This window comes from bacterium (assembly GCA_016702305.1).
Lineage (GTDB): Bacteria > Electryoneota > RPQS01 > RPQS01 > RPQS01 > JABWCQ01.
On the sequence record JADJEH010000001.1, the window covers coordinates 992,567 to 1,008,967 of the forward strand.

The 16,401-nt window shown below is 58.1% G+C and carries 15 protein-coding genes and 6 tRNA genes; 1 reads left to right on the forward strand and 20 read right to left on the reverse strand.

What is annotated here, in order from left to right:
- Positions 1-49: 49 nt before the first annotated feature.
- From hpt to IPH10_04300, 4 genes are all read right to left on the reverse strand, one after another.
- Positions 50-538: a hypoxanthine phosphoribosyltransferase gene (gene hpt / locus IPH10_04285; protein MBK6910140.1), complete on the reverse strand. Its 489-nt coding sequence runs from the start codon at positions 536-538 to the stop codon at positions 50-52.
- Positions 539-599: 61 nt separating this feature from the next.
- Positions 600-1,922, reverse strand: coding sequence for a tRNA lysidine(34) synthetase TilS (gene tilS, locus IPH10_04290; protein MBK6910141.1), 1,323 nt, complete (start codon positions 1,920-1,922; stop codon positions 600-602).
- Positions 1,915-2,772, reverse strand: coding sequence for a class I SAM-dependent methyltransferase (locus tag IPH10_04295; protein ID MBK6910142.1), 858 nt, complete (start codon positions 2,770-2,772; stop codon positions 1,915-1,917). The genes tilS and IPH10_04295 overlap by 8 nt, the downstream gene beginning before the upstream one ends.
- Positions 2,773-2,856: 84 nt before the next feature.
- Positions 2,857-2,930 (reverse strand) — tRNA-Met (locus IPH10_04300).
- Between the two features lie 239 nt (positions 2,931-3,169).
- Between IPH10_04300 and IPH10_04305 the strand changes: the two genes are divergently transcribed.
- The gene (locus tag IPH10_04305; GenBank protein MBK6910143.1) at positions 3,170-4,138 is read left to right on the forward strand and encodes a GDP-mannose 4,6-dehydratase; all 969 of its coding nucleotides are present in this window, start codon (positions 3,170-3,172) and stop codon (positions 4,136-4,138) included.
- On the opposite strand, the gene IPH10_04310 is transcribed toward IPH10_04305, so the two are convergent.
- The 16 genes from IPH10_04310 to IPH10_04385 all read right to left on the reverse strand — a co-directional run bounded on the left by IPH10_04310 (position 4,131) and on the right by IPH10_04385 (position 16,386).
- Positions 4,131-5,702 (reverse strand): amidohydrolase, encoded by a 1,572-nt coding sequence (locus IPH10_04310; GenBank protein MBK6910144.1) that lies wholly within the window; start codon positions 5,700-5,702, stop codon positions 4,131-4,133. The genes IPH10_04305 and IPH10_04310 overlap by 8 nt on opposite strands.
- Positions 5,699-6,508, reverse strand: a complete 810-nt coding sequence (locus IPH10_04315) for a YmdB family metallophosphoesterase (GenBank protein ID MBK6910145.1) — start codon at positions 6,506-6,508, stop codon at positions 5,699-5,701. The genes IPH10_04310 and IPH10_04315 overlap by 4 nt, the downstream gene beginning before the upstream one ends.
- Entirely contained in the window at positions 6,498-8,069 is a 1,572-nt protein-coding gene (gene rny, locus IPH10_04320) for a ribonuclease Y (GenBank protein MBK6910146.1), read from the reverse strand. The genes IPH10_04315 and rny overlap by 11 nt, the downstream gene beginning before the upstream one ends.
- A gap of 312 nt (positions 8,070-8,381) precedes the next feature.
- The gene (locus tag IPH10_04325; GenBank protein ID MBK6910147.1) at positions 8,382-8,702 is read right to left on the reverse strand and encodes a cell division protein ZapA; all 321 of its coding nucleotides are present in this window, start codon (positions 8,700-8,702) and stop codon (positions 8,382-8,384) included.
- A gap of 19 nt (positions 8,703-8,721) precedes the next feature.
- Positions 8,722-8,979 (reverse strand): cell division protein ZapB, encoded by a 258-nt coding sequence (gene zapB, locus IPH10_04330; protein ID MBK6910148.1) that lies wholly within the window; start codon positions 8,977-8,979, stop codon positions 8,722-8,724.
- A 26-nt stretch (positions 8,980-9,005) separates the two neighbouring features.
- Positions 9,006-11,390, reverse strand: coding sequence for a phenylalanine--tRNA ligase subunit beta (locus IPH10_04335; GenBank protein ID MBK6910149.1), 2,385 nt, complete (start codon positions 11,388-11,390; stop codon positions 9,006-9,008).
- Between the two features lie 6 nt (positions 11,391-11,396).
- Entirely contained in the window at positions 11,397-12,419 is a 1,023-nt protein-coding gene (gene pheS / locus IPH10_04340) for a phenylalanine--tRNA ligase subunit alpha (protein MBK6910150.1), read from the reverse strand.
- Between the two features lie 99 nt (positions 12,420-12,518).
- A complete protein-coding gene (gene rplT, locus IPH10_04345; protein MBK6910151.1) occupies positions 12,519-12,869 on the reverse strand; it encodes a 50S ribosomal protein L20 in 351 nt (116 codons plus the stop codon).
- An 83-nt stretch (positions 12,870-12,952) separates the two neighbouring features.
- Positions 12,953-13,150, reverse strand: coding sequence for a 50S ribosomal protein L35 (gene rpmI, locus IPH10_04350; protein MBK6910152.1), 198 nt, complete (start codon positions 13,148-13,150; stop codon positions 12,953-12,955).
- 19 nt (positions 13,151-13,169) lie between these two features.
- Positions 13,170-13,703 carry a translation initiation factor IF-3 gene (locus tag IPH10_04355; protein MBK6910153.1) on the reverse strand — a complete coding sequence of 178 codons (534 nt, stop codon included), beginning with the start codon at positions 13,701-13,703 and terminating at the stop codon, positions 13,170-13,172.
- Positions 13,704-13,716: 13 nt separating this feature from the next.
- Positions 13,717-15,630 (reverse strand): threonine--tRNA ligase, encoded by a 1,914-nt coding sequence (thrS, locus tag IPH10_04360; protein MBK6910154.1) that lies wholly within the window; start codon positions 15,628-15,630, stop codon positions 13,717-13,719.
- A 131-nt stretch (positions 15,631-15,761) separates the two neighbouring features.
- Positions 15,762-15,835 (reverse strand) — tRNA-Val (locus tag IPH10_04365).
- Positions 15,836-15,919: 84 nt separating this feature from the next.
- Positions 15,920-16,005 (reverse strand) — tRNA-Leu (locus IPH10_04370).
- A gap of 36 nt (positions 16,006-16,041) precedes the next feature.
- Positions 16,042-16,116 (reverse strand) — tRNA-Cys (locus tag IPH10_04375).
- An 86-nt stretch (positions 16,117-16,202) separates the two neighbouring features.
- Positions 16,203-16,277, reverse strand: a tRNA-Gly gene (locus IPH10_04380).
- Between the two features lie 33 nt (positions 16,278-16,310).
- Positions 16,311-16,386 (reverse strand) — tRNA-Ala (locus tag IPH10_04385).
- Positions 16,387-16,401 lie beyond the last annotated feature (15 nt).

Genomic DNA, 16,401 nt, shown 5'->3' on the forward strand with positions numbered 1-16,401 from the left:
TCGTCATCCGGGCGGCGGCCCTTGGGGTTATTGGGTGACTTGTCTGCGCTCACAATGTTGACTCATCGTCCAAAATGTATAAATCCGTCAGGTTGCGACCCTCGCCGGCATAGTCCAATCCGTAGCCAATCACAAACTCATCCGGCAAATCCAGTGAGATGAAATCTACTTCCACACCTGAACGAACAGACTTGGGTTTCCGAAAGCAAGCCGCCATCCGTAAACTCGCCGGATGCCGAACCATCAAGTAATCCCGCAAAAAATCCCATGAGTTGCCCGTGTCGACAATATCATCGAGTAGAATAACGTCGCGCCCGCGAATATCGCAATCGATGTCTTTGATGAGCTGAATCCGGCCCGACTCCATCCCACCCCGGTACGACGAGAGTTTGATAAAATCCACCGTGCACGTAAGATTCACGTTGCGGACAATATCCGAAAGAAACATGAAGCAACCAGTCAACACACCCACGAACACCGGTTCACGCCCCGCGTATTCCCGCTCGATTCGAGCGGCCGTTTCCTTGACCGCGCGCATGATATCCGCCTCTGACAAATATCTACGGAATCGGCGCGGCGGGTTTCCTAAGATTACCGTTTCATGCGAGTTGCTCATGCTGCGTGCTTCTCGATCTCCACTTGAGGTGCGTTGTTCCGGCTCCCGTGCGTGGCTGCGCGCATTCGCTGACGCCTAAGCCCGGCACCGCCACGATTCTATTCTCAATACATACGACCGGCCACTCCCCCCGTACCGCCGGATGAATGCGAGCATCCGCCAACCAGTCTGCGATCTTCCGCAACCGCCGTTTACGCGGACGAAAGCGCTCACCGGGACGCCACGGTCGCACATACATCTTGTCGGACTCGTGCTTCGCGACGGCTAAAACCCCGCCGATATACTCTCCAAATGCCGATGGCGTGACAATCTCCACCACGCCTTGGCCCGGGTCATCGGCGATTGCTTTCATGCGTTCAAGCCAAACATGCTCACCGGCCCGCCGCAACGTGATGTGACTCGGCAGAGTCAATCTACTCTCCCGGTCCCCCCCGGCGAGAAACTGCATTACCTGTCGCCGCAGCTTGGCCGACCACCGATCAGCAGGCCGTTCAGCCAGCCGTTTCCAACGCAATTCCCCACAGATAAACTCTAAATCTTCAAGATACAAGTTTTTCGGAAGAATCTCAAGGCATCCTGACCGCTCAATACAGAAGCTCAAGTCATTACTGATGCTACACTTAACCAGACGCTCAGTAAGCTGAACAACGTCTCGCACATTTTGCCCGTGCTGGGTCAGCGAGATTGCCAGGAGACCGGCCACTCCCTCACCCGAGGCGAGCCGCGCTCGGGCCTGAACCCGGGGGAACCTGAAATCACGGTTCATTGGGTCCGTATCGGTCCACTCGTCCGCTCGCAGGAACTTCCGCAATTCCGCTCGTCGGACGGCTAAGAAGGGGCGCAGGATCGTTCCGCGCAACGCCGGAATACCTGTACACTCGTACCACGACGAGTTGTTCCGCAAACGCATCGCGACCGTCTCGGCATCGTCATCCTGACTATGGGCAGTCACGACAAATGCACAGCCGGTTTGCATCCGCAGCTCGTCCAGCACGCTGTAACGCAGACGCCGCGCACACGCCTCAAGGCTCTCGGCCCGCCGCGCAAGCTCACCTGCCACGTCCACTGGTCTGGATACAAACAAAATGTCCAGCGCTTGAGCCGCACGCTGGACTTTGTATTCAACTTCGGCGGCGTCAGTTCGTAAACCGTGATTGACATGCACCACAACCAAGCGGCCGCGCCACTGAACCTGTCCCGCGAACCAGTTCAGCATCGCCAGTGAGTCGCCGCCGCCTGAAACCGCCAGCAACAGACGCTCGTCCGCCCCGACCGCCGCCAGACTCTGCGTCACGCTGCTATGCACTCGGCTTCACCGCGCGAAAGATGAGCGACCCGGAAAATCCCAAGCGCACGCGGTCCGGCACCGTTCGTCCCTTGTAGCCGTAGGCCAGCTTCCACAGCAGCATCCCGAATTTGTACCGCAACCTGCGCCAAGGCCGAGTGAGCTTACTAATGAACTTCACGTTGTTCCAAACCCAGAAGCGGCCATTGAGCGACTCGACGTACGACCAGCCCGGATGAATCTCAAGCCCCTCAAAACCCGCCCGTGTAAAAACCTCGGTTAGACCCAGATGGCTCATGTGAAAATAGGAATTCGCATGATACGCTTCCAGAAACGCCGCCGAGCCGATCAACGCTCCACCCGGCTTCAGCACACGAAAAATCTCGCGCGCCGCCTGAAACGGATTGTAAAGATGCTCAAACACCGCCGTGGACACAACGATGTCAAACTGTCCATCCGCAAACGGAAGCTCGTGACCGTCACACACAACATCCGTATAGGGGCCAGGATAGATATCAAAACACACGAGGTCATACCCCGCGTGCTCGAGCCAACTCCGGTCACCACCGTCGCCGCTGCCAAAACTCAAGACCGTTTTGCCGTCGGTCTTGTCAAGCAGTTGCCGCAACGCTCCGGTCGCCCAGTGGCTATTGGCCACTTGCAAGTCAAGCGCCGCCTCGCGCACATGATAACCGAGAATCTCCGGCACGTCCAGCGGAGAGCGATCGCTCACGAATACCGGCGTCCCCGTCGCCGAATGCTCCGGGTAGCCTTTCCCACACGCGCTGCACTCACGGTTGGCCCCCAGAGCACCACCGCACTGTACGCAAATATACGCTAACCGCTTGGCCAGAGGAGTCGTACTGCTCATGTCGTCTCGTGCTTGATTCAGAAATTCCATTCCAAAATAAACATAGCCGCCGGATTGGTCCCGGCGGCTATGCTCGAAAACGTGTAGCGGAGGAGGGACTTGAACCCCCGACACCAGGATTATGATTCCCGTGCTCTAACCAACTGAGCTACTCCGCCCCATTCACGGCCGCCTGCGGCGAACCGTCAGAACAACAAATTTACAACCACTTGGGCTATTTGTCAAGTTCCCACTCGGAGCAAGCCAAAGTCGGCCGATAACACCTAAACCATTCCTAAGCAATTACTTATGATACACCACCCGAAGAGCCGTGCCCGACTTGCACTCAATGCTGAAAACCCCCTATCTTGAGCTGGCCTCGCTCTTGCACGGAGATTCGGTCTAAACCCCACTTTCGATGAACCACTATCTCGTCACCGGCGGCGCCGGATTCATCGGCTCGCATGTCTGTGAAACCCTGCTGAAAGCCGGGCACAGCGTCTGCGCGTACGACAGTTTTGATCCATACTATCCGCGTGAGCTCAAGGAACGCAATCTCGCCGATTGTCGCGTGCATCCCAATTTCATGCTCGTGGAAGGCGACATCCGCGACCGCGAGCTGCTCGCGACCACGCTGCGTGCGCAGCCGATCGCCGCTGTGATTCACCTTGCGGCCCGGGCGGGCGTGCGCCCCTCACTCGAACAGCCTGAACTCTATGCGCAAGTCAATATTGATGCGACCGTCGGACTCTTTGAACTGTGCCGCGCCGTTGGCGTCAAGCAAGTCGTCTTCGCGTCGAGTTCATCTGTGTACGGAGATCGCGACGGCGGCCCATTCCGCGAATCCGACAACACTGATCGCCCACTCAGTCCGTATGGCTCTACAAAAAAGGCCGGCGAAGTCATCGCCCATGTCTATTCGCACCTGTACGGCTTCTCGATTGCCTGTCTGCGCTTCTTCACCGTGTATGGTCCACGCCAACGGCCCGATCTCGCCATCCGCAAATTCGTCCATCGTGCCCTGAATGACGAGACGATTCCAGTCTTCGGGGACGGCACGTCGCGCCGCGATTACACTCATGTCAACGACATCGTGAACGGTATCACCGGCGCACTAAACTGGGTCAATGGAGCGGCAGGCCGATATGGCATTTTCAACTTGGGATCGCACTCGCCCGTCGAACTCAATCGCCTCTTAGCAGGTATCGAAGCAGGCGTCGGTCATCCGCTCAAGATTGACCGCCAACCGCACCAGCCCGGTGATGTCTTCCAGACCTTTGCTGATACGTCCTTGGCAGAGATCGATTTGGGATTCCGGCATGAGGTCAACTTTGACGACGGCCTCCGCGACTTCATCGCCTGGATGCGCGCCAATGACCTTAGTTAGCAGCCCGTTCATACACCGTCTTACCGTTGACCAATGTGCGCTCCACCGTGAGCGCACATTGCTTTTCCGGAGGGGTTGTAAACGGATCACCCGACAAGACGCAGAGGTCCGCGAAGTATCCAGCGTCAATCTTGCCAATTCTATCTTCCCACCCCGCCGCGTAGGCCGCGCCCGTCGTATAGGCGCGCACAGCATCACGCACCTCGATACACTGTTCCGCATGCCAGCCGCCCTGCGGCGTACCATCCGCCCGCGTCCGCGTCACGGCCGCATGAATTCCCGCAATCGGACTCATATCTTCAATCGGCCAGTCACTCCCGAACGCCAGCATCGCCCCATTTCGCAACAGGCTCTTCCAGGCGTATGCCCGCGTCTCGCGCTCTTCGCCGATCCGTGCCCGGACGAATCCCATATCTGCCGTGCAGTGAATCGGCTGCATTGAGGCGATCACACCTAACTTCGCGAAGCGGTCGATATCGCGTTCGCGCAAGTTCTGACAATGCCCTATTCGCGGCCGCAATTCCGGACCAACACCATTGCATGTCGCCATTTCGATCGCGTCCAATACCACGCTATTGGCTCGGTCGCCGATCGCATGCATGGCAATCTGATAACTCTCTTTGTGCGCCGCACGAATAAATCGCGCCAACGGGCCCTCGCGGACCAGCAGCGTCCCCGCGTTGTGCGGGTCGTCGCTGTAGGGCTCCCAGAACGAGGCCGTGCGCGATCCCAGTGCGCCGTCTGTAAACCCCTTGAAACAGCGCGATCGAAACTGCGCCGATTCGCGCGGCTGAAAACGGTCCGCATCAATATCAAATGACGATGTCACGCGCCAAATATTCATGCGCACAATCTGGTCCGCCGAATCCGCAACGTTCAGATACGCATCCAGCAAGTCAGGTCGCACGCTATCGCTTACCGTCGTGATGCCAAGGGAGAGCGCGTGGTCCTGTGCCCGCAAAAACGCTTGGCGGCATTCCGCCTCGTCGGCCGATGGAATCGCCTCCCGAACATGGTAGGCCGCTGATTCACGCAGCATCCCGCTCAGTTTGCCATCCGCTCCCCGATCGAAACTACCCCCTGCCGGATTCGCCGACGATCCATCCACGCGCGCCGCAATCAACGCGGCCGAATTCGCGACAGCGGAATGCAGATCATGCGTCCACGCAAAAAACGGACGATCAGGCAGCACGCGATCTATGTCCACGCGCGTCACCGTCACCTCCGTCTGCTCAAGGCCAAAGCCCAGCACCCACTGCCCACGCTCGGGTTTGGTCCGCGCCACGTAGTCCGCGATTCGTTCCTGTACCGCGCTTACCGTATGAGCGCCCGTGAAATCAATCTGCGCCATCTGCAAGCCGCCGACAATCAAATGCACATGCGCATCGTGAAATCCCGGGAGCAGTACCTGGTCACCCGCCAGCCGCAGCACATCCACGCCGCTATCATCAAACACACCGCGCTCAACCGCCTCGATGCGGCCGCTTTCAATCCGGATCCGTGCCGGTTCCGTCTGTTCGCCGCCAAGCCAGCACTTCCCCACAATCGTTCGAACATTCATCAATCTATGTCCCGGCGCACGCGCTGAATCGCCAGCGCTTTCCCGGTCGTCGGATCGGCGTCAATCAAAACGGCGTGCAACCGCACGCTGCCGGTGGCAACGCCCGATTTCCCGCCGCCCATCGGATTCAAGAATCGATGCAGCGCACTGGCCGTATCCATCCCGATTACTCCACCATGCGGACCAGTCATCCCTGCGTCAGTCAAGTACGCCGTCCCTCCGGGGAGAACCTCCTCGTCCGCCGTTTGCACGTGCGTATGCGTCCCGATCACCGCGGTCGCCAGCCCGTCCACGTAGCGCGCGAATGCGAGCTTTTCGGCCGTGGCTTCAGCGTGAAAATCGACAAAGACCAAGGGCGTCTCTTCGCGCAATTCCTCAATCGCTCGCTTCCCCATTCTAAATGCATCATCCGATGGCGGCAGAAACGCCCGGCCCATCAGATTCAGAACCGCCCAGCGCAAGCGCACCGAAACTTCTACAATCGTGGTCCCGCGCCCCGGAGCTTCAGCCGGAAAATTCAGCGGCCTCAGAATCCGCGGATTCTCGGTAATCAGTCCATGTGCTTTGTCGCGGTAGAGGGTATGGTTGCCCCCGGACAACACGTCCGCTCCCGCGTCGAAAAGTCTGCGCACCGCGCCCGGCGACAGTCCCTTGCCGCCCTCGGCATTCTCCGCGTTCACGACGCAAATGTCGGCGCCGGACTCACGAAGAAGCCCGGGCAACAACGCGACGACCGCCTGCTGTCCGGGCTCTCCATAGACATCTCCGACGAATAATAACCGGCTTGCGCCGGACGGCTTACTTGGCAACGCCGGTGGCAACGAACTCCCTGAGAACGGTTACTTTGATCTGACCAGGATACTCAAGCTCGGCTTCGACCTTACGGGCGATATCCGAAGCCAGCATCTCCGCCATCGAGTCGCTCACCTTCTGCGGCTCCACGATAATCCGAATCTCGCGGCCAGCTTGAATCGCGAACGATTTCTGCACACCCTTGAAACCAGAAGCAATCTGCTCAAGCTGCTCGAGGCGCTTGACATAAAGCTCCAGCGTTTCCCGCCGCGCACCAGGACGGGCGCCCGATATTGCATCCGCCGCTTGGACAAGCACTCCGATCGGCGAAATGAACTCGGTGTCGTTGTGATGCGCCGCAATCGTGTTGATCACAATCTTCGGTTCACGGTATTTTTTAGCCAACTCCACGCCGATTTCGACGTGGGTGCCCTCCGTGTAGCGGTCTATCGCCTTGCCGATGTCGTGTAGCAGTCCCGCGCGCCGCCCCATCTTCGCATCGAAACCCAACTGTGCGCACATCAGTGCCGACAAATGCGCGACTTCAACGGAGTGATGCAGGATATTCTGACCGTAACTCGTGCGGTACTTCAACCGTCCGACGAGCTTAATCAGTTCGCGATGCAGACCCGTCACGCCTGCCTCAAGGCAGGCCGCGTCGCCGATCTGCATCAGCTTCTCCTCCATCTCCTTCTCTATCTTCTTGACCAGCTCCTCGATGCGCTGCGGATGAATGCGGCCATCCGACATCATCTGTTCGAGTGCCAGCCGCGCAATCTCCCGGCGATACGGATCGAAGCCCGAGACGACCACCGTTTCCGGCGTGTCATCAACGATAATATCCACACCCGTCGCCTGTTCAAACGCCCGGATGTTGCGACCCTCACGCCCGATGATTCGGCCCTTGATCTCGTCGTTCGGGATGTGCACGGCGGTCACTGTGCTTTCCACGCTGTGATCGGCCGCCGAACGCTGAATCGCCGACACGATAACTTCGCGCGCTTCGCGATTGGCCGTGGCTTTCGCTTCGTCGCGCATGTTCTTGACGAGCTCGGAAGTCGCGTTCTGCGCCTCCGCCAAAAGCGACTCTTTTAACTGCTCCAGCGCGTCGTCCTTTGACAATCCCGCCGCCCGCTCAAGCTCCGCCTGCGCCCGTTTCAGTGTATCCTCAAGCTCGATTTCCTGCTCGGCGAGCTTCTTTTCTTTTTGCGTATTCTGCCCCAGCAGACGATCCACTTCCTTGCGCTTCTTCTCAACGTCGTCGCGCTGATTCCGCAAGTGCGCGTCGCGATCCTTGTATGACCTCTCCTGACGCGAAAGTTCGTCCTTGGCCTCCCGCATCTCGTTCTCCAGCGCCGTCCGCAGTTTCAACTGCTCGGCGCCCAGTTCGAGCATCCGTTCCTTGTACAGAGTGTCCGCTTCCTTCTGAGCATCAGCCAGAATGCGTTCAGCTTCCTGCTGCGATGCCTGCAAACGCTCACGCGTTATCGCCCGGCTCAAAAACCAACCAATCAAAAACGCTACGATGCCGGAGCCAGCGGCAAGCGCAACGATAAGATAGATGTTACCTTCAAGCATGTATGGGATTCTCCCCGGCTATATAAAAAGAATCCCTGAATGGCAGTCGTGGTACCAAGAACCTGGTACGACACGTTGGGAATTCTCCTGCACGGTTCTTGCTTCCACTATCCGCGACCGCTCAAGGCGGAAGGGAACCCGTGAACGGGCTTAGGCTTGCAATAGACGCCAGAGATGAACTCCCTATTCATTGACTAATGGTTCTTGAATCAAGAAACTGCCAAAACAGGGATTACAAAGCAACGAATTCCATGAGCAACAAAGTGCCCAGCGACTCCTCCATGACAACACCATATACAAACGAAACCGGAGCTATGCTCCCAGTTCGCGCAGTTTTTCATCTAGCGAGCGCTCCATCTCCCGCGCTCGCTCCTTCAGCCGCGTTTCAAGCTGCTCAAGCTCCGCCTGAGCCTCCGTCAATTCGTGCGCCAGTTGCATCGCAGCTAACACCGCGAGATCGTCGGGAGCGCGGTGGCGGTCCAGCGAATGCGCGCGCTTCATGCGCTCGTCCACCAAACCGGCGACGATCTGCATGTGCCGTGGATCAGCCGTTCGCCGAAGCCGATACGTACGGTCGTAGATCCGCACCTCAATCGCGTCGTCCTGCGTGCTTTCCTGCCAAACTTCGCTCATGCTGCGCTCGTCGGTCGGCCTATGCCGCTTCGAGCTTCTCCAGCAGCGCCGAAATTCGCGTCCGAATCAGCTCTTCCTTCTGCGGGTCACGCTGATTCTCAAGCAGCGAATCGCACTTGCGGCGTGACTCGTCCAAATCCTTCTGCGACTGGGTAAATTCCGAACGAAGGGTCGCGAGTTCGCCCGATACGCGGCGATTCTCGTCCTGCAATTCCGCCATCTTATCCAACAACCGGGCGATCTTCTGATCGAGTGCGTCGAGAGTCTGAATGTCCATGTAAGTTGTCTGAGTCCTGATATGTCTTAGCGCAGAACGGCGCCGTGCCGCTCGGCCAATGCCTGAATCACCTGCTGCATCCATCCATCCACTTCGGCGGCGTCAAGACTGCGATCAGGATGCAGAAACTCCAATCGCATCGCCACGGACTTCTTACCCACACCGAGCTTATCGCTAACGAATACGTCGAACGGCGCTATGGACGTCAGACACTCCCCTGCCGCCTGCCGGATTGTGCCGTCCAGAACCCGATACTCAACCTCCGTATCCACCACGACAGCAAGATCCCGCCAAGCCAGCGGAAACCGCGGCAGCGCCGCAAACCGTGCCGTGCCAAGCCGGTGCTTAGCGAGAACTGACAATTCCAGTTCAAACCAAGCAACGTCGGCATCAAGGTCAAGCGGCCCACACACTGTCTTCGGCCAAATCCCGAAACCGCCTGCCCGTTCACCGCCGACCAGCATTTCACCGGTCAGAAGCCCCGAAGTATCAAGAGCATAGCAATTAATATTACAATTGTCAAGCGTTAGCCGGCTCCCCAACAACTCAAGAACAGCCTTTAGGTCGAAAAAGTCCACGCTATCCTTCGCTGAACTCCAATGGGAGGGCATGCGCCGTCCGGTCAAGAGGCCGGCCACAACGCGCCGCTCCCACGTTCGCGGATCGTCTGCCGTCCCTTCCCGGAACACCCGAGTCGTCTCAAACAACCGTATATCACGATCACCCCGTTCAAAATTCGCGGCGGCGGCGCGAAACAGCGGTGGCAAGACACTCCCTTGGAAGAACTTCATCTCATCAGTCACCGGATTGGCCACCGGGACTCCGGCGGGCAAACCGGGTGGGTCGAGGCGCGGTTCCGGATTCCACATCGCCAGCGACAAACACTGCTGAAATCCCGCTCCGACCAAAATGTCCTCGACCTGGCGCCGGGTCTGGTGGTCGGGGTGGTCCTGTCCGGCCAGCACGACCTTGCTCACCTCTTCAGTCGGAATCTGGTCGTAACCGTGCACGCGCACGACTTCTTCGATCAGGTCAATCTCCCGTTCAAGGTCAGGCCGATAGGTCGGTGCTTTCACAGTCCAAGTGTCGCCGCCTGACTTGACCTCACACCCCAGACGGGTCAGAATATCCTCTACGTCGCGGTGATCATACGCCCGCCCGATCACCCGTGATGCCCGCTCCGGGCGAAACGAGATCTCGACTGGAGTAATCGTCCGCGGATAGGCGTCAACGCCTCCCTGCCAAACCTCACCACCGCCCCAGTCCTGCATCAGTCCAATCGCGCGTTCAGCCACCAACGGCACCTGATTCGGATCACAACCGCGCTCAAACCGCCGCGACGAATCCGTGGACATCCCCAGCGACTTCGCAGTGCGCCGCACGTGCACCGGATCAAAGTAGGCGCATTCCAGCACAACGTCTGTCGTATCTTCACGGATTTCGCTGTTCAAACCGCCCATCACGCCGGCCAGCGCCACGCCATGGCGGGCGTCGGCAATCAACAGGTCCTGCGCCGTCAGTTTGTGCTCTTTTCCGTCAAGCGTCGTGAACAACTCGCCCGCCGCCGCATAGCGCACGCGAATTTCCGATCCCCCAAGGTAACGCGCATCAAATGCGTGCAGCGGCTGGCCGCTCTCCAGCATCACATAATTGGTCACATCTACTACATTCGAAATCGGCCGTATGCCGCACCGCAGCAGCCGCAGTGCCATCGCGAAGGGCGACGGTCCTATCTTCACGCCAGTCAACACGCGCGCCATATAGCGCGGACAGGCCGACGGCGCATCGAGAAACACCTGCACGAAATCGCCCGCACGCCGTGCGCCTTCAACGATCGTGGCCGGTGTACGTTTCCATGGGAGTTTGTACTTCGCGGCCACATCGCGCGCCACGCCGATATGCGACAGAAAGTCGGGACGGTTTGGCGTCACCTCAACATCATAGACCGTATCCGGCACATTCAAATAGCGCGCGGCCTCAGCGCCGACCTCCCAATGCGCGGGCAGCTCCATGATTCCAGCGTGCGAATGTGCCAGACCCAGTTCCTCCTCTGAGGCCAACATCCCATACGACTCGTGCCCACGCAGTTTCGCTTTCTTGATCTGCATCCCTGCTGCCGTCACGGAACCCGGCAGCATCACCGCGGTCTTCAGACCCACGCGTACATTGGGCGCGCCGCACACAATCGACAACGTCTCCGCGCCGACCCGCGTCTTCGTAATGGACAGGTGATCCGTTCCGATAATCGGTGCGCATTCGACGACCTCACCCACCACTACATTCGTCAACGCCGGGCGGAATGTCTCCTCCGCTTCAATCTCAAGACCAAGCATTGTCAGGACATCGCCCAGTTCCGCCGGAGAAACGGGCAGATCAACAAATTCGGAAAGCCAGGAATAGCTGATTAGCATATCGCGTTAGCGCGGCATCAGGCCGCTGAATTGACTTAAGAAACGCACGTCGTTGTCCGTCAACAATCGAATATTCGGTATCCCAAAGCGCAGCATGGCGATGCGGTCAATTCCCAAGCCGAACGCATAGCCTGTATAAGTCTCCGTATCATAGCCTACGCCTTCCAATACGTTCGGGTCCACCATTCCGCAGCCGCCCATCTCCAGCCATCCGGTTTGCTTGCAAATCCGGCAGGCAGTCCCGTGACAGAACGGACACGACACATCCACCTCCGCAGAAGGCTCCGTAAACGGAAAGAAATGCGGACGGAAACGCAGCTTGGTGTCATGGCCAAACAATTCGCGGTAGAAGAACAGTAGGGTTCCTTTCAACTCCGCCATCGTCACGCCCTTATCCACGTACAGCCCTTCGCACTGATGAAACATCGGCGAATGCGTAGCATCCGGTCTGTCGCGCCTATACACTCGGCCAGGCGAGATAATGCGAATCGGCGGCTGTTGCTGCTCCATCGTCCGCACCTGAACCGGCGACGTTTCCGTACGGACCACGAATCCATTCGGCATATAAATCGTGTCGCTTTCGTCGCGCGACGGATGCCACGGCGGCGTGTTGAGCATATCGAAATTGTATTTCACAAGCTCAATTTCCGGACCGTCGGCCACACGAAATCCCATGCGCGCAAAAATGTCCACGATTTCCCGCATCACCAAAGTCAGTGGATGATAGCTCCCAATCCACGGCAAACGTCCCGGCAGCGTCGTGTCGAAACTTGGTCCCGTGGCCTTTGGCGTGAGCGCCGCTTTGCGCAAGGCTTCCTGCCCCTCGAGCTCCTGTTTCAACTCGTTCAGAAGCTGCCCCAGCGCCGGCCGCTCTTCGACCGTCGCTTGCCCAAGCTGCTTGAACAGGCTGGCGACGAGCCCCTTGCGTGACAAATACTTGATGGACGCCTGTTCCAGAGCGCCCAGATCGCCCGCTTGATTCAGTGCGTCGCTCGCTTCACGCCGCAGTTGTTCGATACTTTCGCGCAACATTAGTGATACCCCAAAAAATGAAAAGGCGACCCCTGCGGTGCAGGGATCGCCCGTCAACAGAAACACAAGATTGGGCCGAACCGAAAGGAAGCCGGCTTACGCCGCCTTGACCATCTCGGTCAAGTGCTTGAATCCTTGCGGGTCACTCACGGCCAATTCGGCAAGCTGACGACGGTCGAGGGCGATTCCCTGCTGTTTCAGCCCGCTGATAAATCGCGAGTAGCTGAGGCCATGCTCACGTGCAGCCGCATTGATGCGCACCACCCACAGATTGCGGTACAGGCGCTTCTTCTTGCGACGGTCGCCAAAACTGCGCGCCCACGCCTTCTCAACCGTCTCCGTCGCCGCGCGGATCAGTGTGCCGCGACGGCCGATATACCCCTTGGCGGCCCTGAAGACCTTATTCTTGCGGCGGCGTGTCGCCGGATTATTAGTAGCTCTTGGCATTGTGTATTCCTACAGAAAAATCAAAATCCAAATCGAAAATTCCAACTATTGCGACGGCGCAATGGAACCACCACTCAAACTGGCTACGCCATTGCCATCATCTTCTTGACCTTGGCAAGCTCACCACCCACAAACTCATGCGTGCCCGTCAAACGGTTCTTCTGCGCGGTCGTCTTGTGAGTCAATTTGTGGCGACGGCGGGTCTTGTAGAACACCACCTTGCCCGAACCCGTTACTTTGCAGCGCTTCGCCATCGCGCGCTTGGATTTCATCTTCGGCATGTCGCCCTCTATCTTCAGTTTACTTTCTTATCAGCATCATCATCATCTGATTGGAGCCTTCCATCTTCGGAGGCGCCTCAGCTTTGGCAACGTCCGCCACTTCCTGCGCGATGCGTTCCATCATTCGAACGCCAAACTCCTGGTGAGTAATCATGCGCCCGCGAAACCAGATGGAGACCTTGACCTTCGAACCTTCTTCAATGAACCGCCGCGCCATCCGCGCCTTCGTTAGTAAATCGTGATCGTCCGTCGAAGGTGACAATCGGATTGTCTTGAGCGTCGAACTCGCTGACTTCTTGCGCGAACTCTTATCCTTCTTTGCGACGCTGTACTTGAACTTACCAAAGTCCATGATCCGCACCACCGGCGGAGTCGCAGCCGACGCAATCTCGACCAAATCCAACTCCTCCGCCCGCGCCAGCTCCAGCGCCTTCGCCGGATGCATTACCCCGATCTGTTCTCCGTCACTGCCAATGACCCGCACCTCGGGCGCGATGATATGCTCGTTGATGCGAGTGGAATTAGCCTTGGTCGTGGGGGGTGGGGTGCGCAGGAGTCCTCCGATATTAATGAGTCGTGCGAGTACGAATTTCGTTTAACAGGCGTTCAGCCGTCGCTTCAACGCTCAGGCCGCCCAAGTCGCCCTCTTTACGGCGGCGCAGCGATACTTGAGCGCTCTCAGCTTCCTTCGGGCCGATTACGGCCATGTAGGGAATCTTGTTCAGCTCGGCGTCGCGAATCTTGAAGCCCAACTTCTCGTTGCGGTCATCAAGATGCGCGCGAATCCCGCGAGCGTTCAGCTCGGCGGCAACACCAGTCGCGTAGTCAATGGTCTTGTCCGAAACCGGCAGAATCCGGATCTGCTCCGGCGACAGCCACAGCGGCAAATCGCCCGCGTAGTGCTCGATCAAAATGCCGATGAAGCGCTCCATTGAACCCAGCAGCGCACGGTGAATCATCACCGGAGTATGCCGGCCGCCGTCCGCGCCGATATATTCCAGACCGAATCGCATCGGCATCGAGAAATCGCACTGCACCGTCCCACACTGCCATGTCCGGCCGATCGCATCCTTGATGTGGAAGTCAATCTTTGGGCCGTAGAACGCGCCGTCACCGGGATTCAGCTTGTAGGGGACTCCCATGTTCGTCAGCGCATTGGCCAGCGCCCCTTCCGCCTGATCCCATACTTCATCAGAACCGGTACGCGATTCCGGACGAGTAGAAAGCTCCACGCGGAAATCCTCAAATCCGAAGTCACGATACATTTCAAAGATGAAGCGCACAACCTTGGCGACTTCTTCCTCAATCTGCTCGGGCATGACGTAGATGTGCGCGTCGTCCTGAGTAAACACCCGCACACGGAAGAGTCCATGCAGCACGCCGCTCTTTTCATAGCGGTGTACCGTGCCCAATTCACACAGCTTCAGCGGCAGATCGCGGTACGATACCTGGTGCGTACCATAGACCAGACAGTGACCCGGACAGTTCATCGGCTTCAACGCATAGGACTGCTCATCCACTTCGGTGAAGTACATGTTCTCCCGGTAGTGCTCGTAATGGCCTGACTTGTGCCACAGCTCTTCGTTCATCACGAACGGAGTGCGCACTTCGCGATAGTCCGCCGCGTAGTGCTTCGCTCGCCAATAACGAGTAATCTCGTCCCAGATAATCTGCCCGCGCGGATGAAAGAAAACCGCGCCCGGCGATTCGTTATGGAAGCTGAACAGATCGAGCTGCTTGCCCAGCTTACGATGGTCGCGCTTCGCCGCCTCTTCAATCCTGTGCAGATGCTCTTCGAGCAACTCCTTGGTGGGATACGCGGTCGCATAAAGCCGCTGCAGCATCTTATTCTTTTCGTCACCGCGCCAATACGCGCCGGCCACGGACAGAATCTTGAAGTGCTTGATCCGGCTCGTCCGATCCAGATGTGGACCGCGGCACAAATCCACAAAGTCGCCCTGTTCGTAAACCGTCAACGACTCATTCAGATCGTTGATCAATTCAATCTTGTACGACTCGCCCAGCTTGTTAAAGAGCATGCGCGCCGCCGCGTCGTCAAGGTCCTTGCGAATCAACGGCAAATTGCGCTTCGAAATCTCGCGCATCTTGTCTTCAATCACAGGAAAATCTTCCTGCGTGAAAACGTGCGGCGAGTCAATATCATAGTAGAAGCCGTCCGCAATCGGCGGTCCAATTGCCAGTTGCGATTCCGGCCACAGCTCCTTGACCGCGTGCGCCATCAAATGCGCGGCGCTATGCCAATAGACAAATCGGCCTTCAGGCTGATCAAAACCGATGAACCGCAGCTTACCGCCGCGCTCCAAAGGCCGATGCAAATCCCAAATCGCGTCGTCTAACAGCGATGACAACACTCCCTGCGCGCCAACCTCCTTGCCCGCGGGCAGGAGGTCAAATGGCTTCACGCCGGGCTGTACCGCGACGGACTGGCCGTCCTCAAATTCTATTCTGATTTCTGACATGTCGAGTACCTTTACGAACGGATTCCTCGGGTATTCGCCCTCGAAGCGGCGCTATTTCAATTTACGTGTCCACGTCGGCAACCCAACCAAGCTCTACGCGTTAGCGGTACCGGATCCAGCGTCCACGCCGGTGGGCGATACAAGATTCGAACTTGTGACCTCTTGCATGTCACGCAAGCGCTCTAACCAACTGAGCTAATCGCCCTCATAAACAAAGCAACCGGCCCTTCAGCCGGTAGCACGACCACAGGCAGACAGTGAACTGCGGCGCACAGACCAGATACGCGTGTGCCGGGAGCCGGACTCGAACCGGCACGGGAGTTGTGCTCCCTGGGGATTTTAAGTCCCCTGTGTCTACCATTTCACCATCCCGGCAGCCGCGATCGGCCGACTACCGGACGGCATGCGGCTTGGAGGCGCCGAGCGGATTCGAACCGCTGAATAGAGGTTTTGCAGACCTCCGCCTTACCACTTGGCTACGGCGCCACGCTGATCTCAATCCACTCAGTCTATGAGTGAACCATGCGCAGGCGCAGCAGCGCTGCATCGGGCCTGCAGCGTCTATCTAATTCTGGAGCGGGAGACGGGATTCGAACCCGCGACAACCACGTTGGCAACGTGGAACTCTACCACTGAGTTACTCCCGCAAAAAGAACGGCCCGATTTCCGTCGGGTACGTCTGGTGGACCTGAGGGGATTCGAACCCCTGACCTTCTGAATGCCATTCAGACGCGCTCCCAACTGCGCCACAGGCCCGCGGCATTGTGCGCG

Coding starts and splice junctions, on each gene's coding strand:
- IPH10_04305 (MBK6910143.1), top strand. CDS start 3,170: ATGAACCACTATCTCGTCACCGGCGGCGCCGGATTCATCGGCTCGCAT.
- hpt (MBK6910140.1), bottom strand. CDS start 538: ATGCGCGCGGTCAAGGAAACGGCCGCTCGAATCGAGCGGGAATACGCG.
- zapB (MBK6910148.1), bottom strand. CDS start 8,979: ATGGACATTCAGACTCTCGACGCACTCGATCAGAAGATCGCCCGGTTG.
- IPH10_04335 (MBK6910149.1), bottom strand. CDS start 11,390: ATGCTAATCAGCTATTCCTGGCTTTCCGAATTTGTTGATCTGCCCGTT.
- IPH10_04295 (MBK6910142.1), bottom strand. CDS start 2,772: ATGAGCAGTACGACTCCTCTGGCCAAGCGGTTAGCGTATATTTGCGTA.
- rplT (MBK6910151.1), bottom strand. CDS start 12,869: ATGCCAAGAGCTACTAATAATCCGGCGACACGCCGCCGCAAGAATAAG.
- IPH10_04325 (MBK6910147.1), bottom strand. CDS start 8,702: ATGAGCGAAGTTTGGCAGGAAAGCACGCAGGACGACGCGATTGAGGTG.
- rny (MBK6910146.1), bottom strand. CDS start 8,069: ATGCTTGAAGGTAACATCTATCTTATCGTTGCGCTTGCCGCTGGCTCC.
- thrS (MBK6910154.1), bottom strand. CDS start 15,630: ATGTCAGAAATCAGAATAGAATTTGAGGACGGCCAGTCCGTCGCGGTA.
- rpmI (MBK6910152.1), bottom strand. CDS start 13,150: ATGCCGAAGATGAAATCCAAGCGCGCGATGGCGAAGCGCTGCAAAGTA.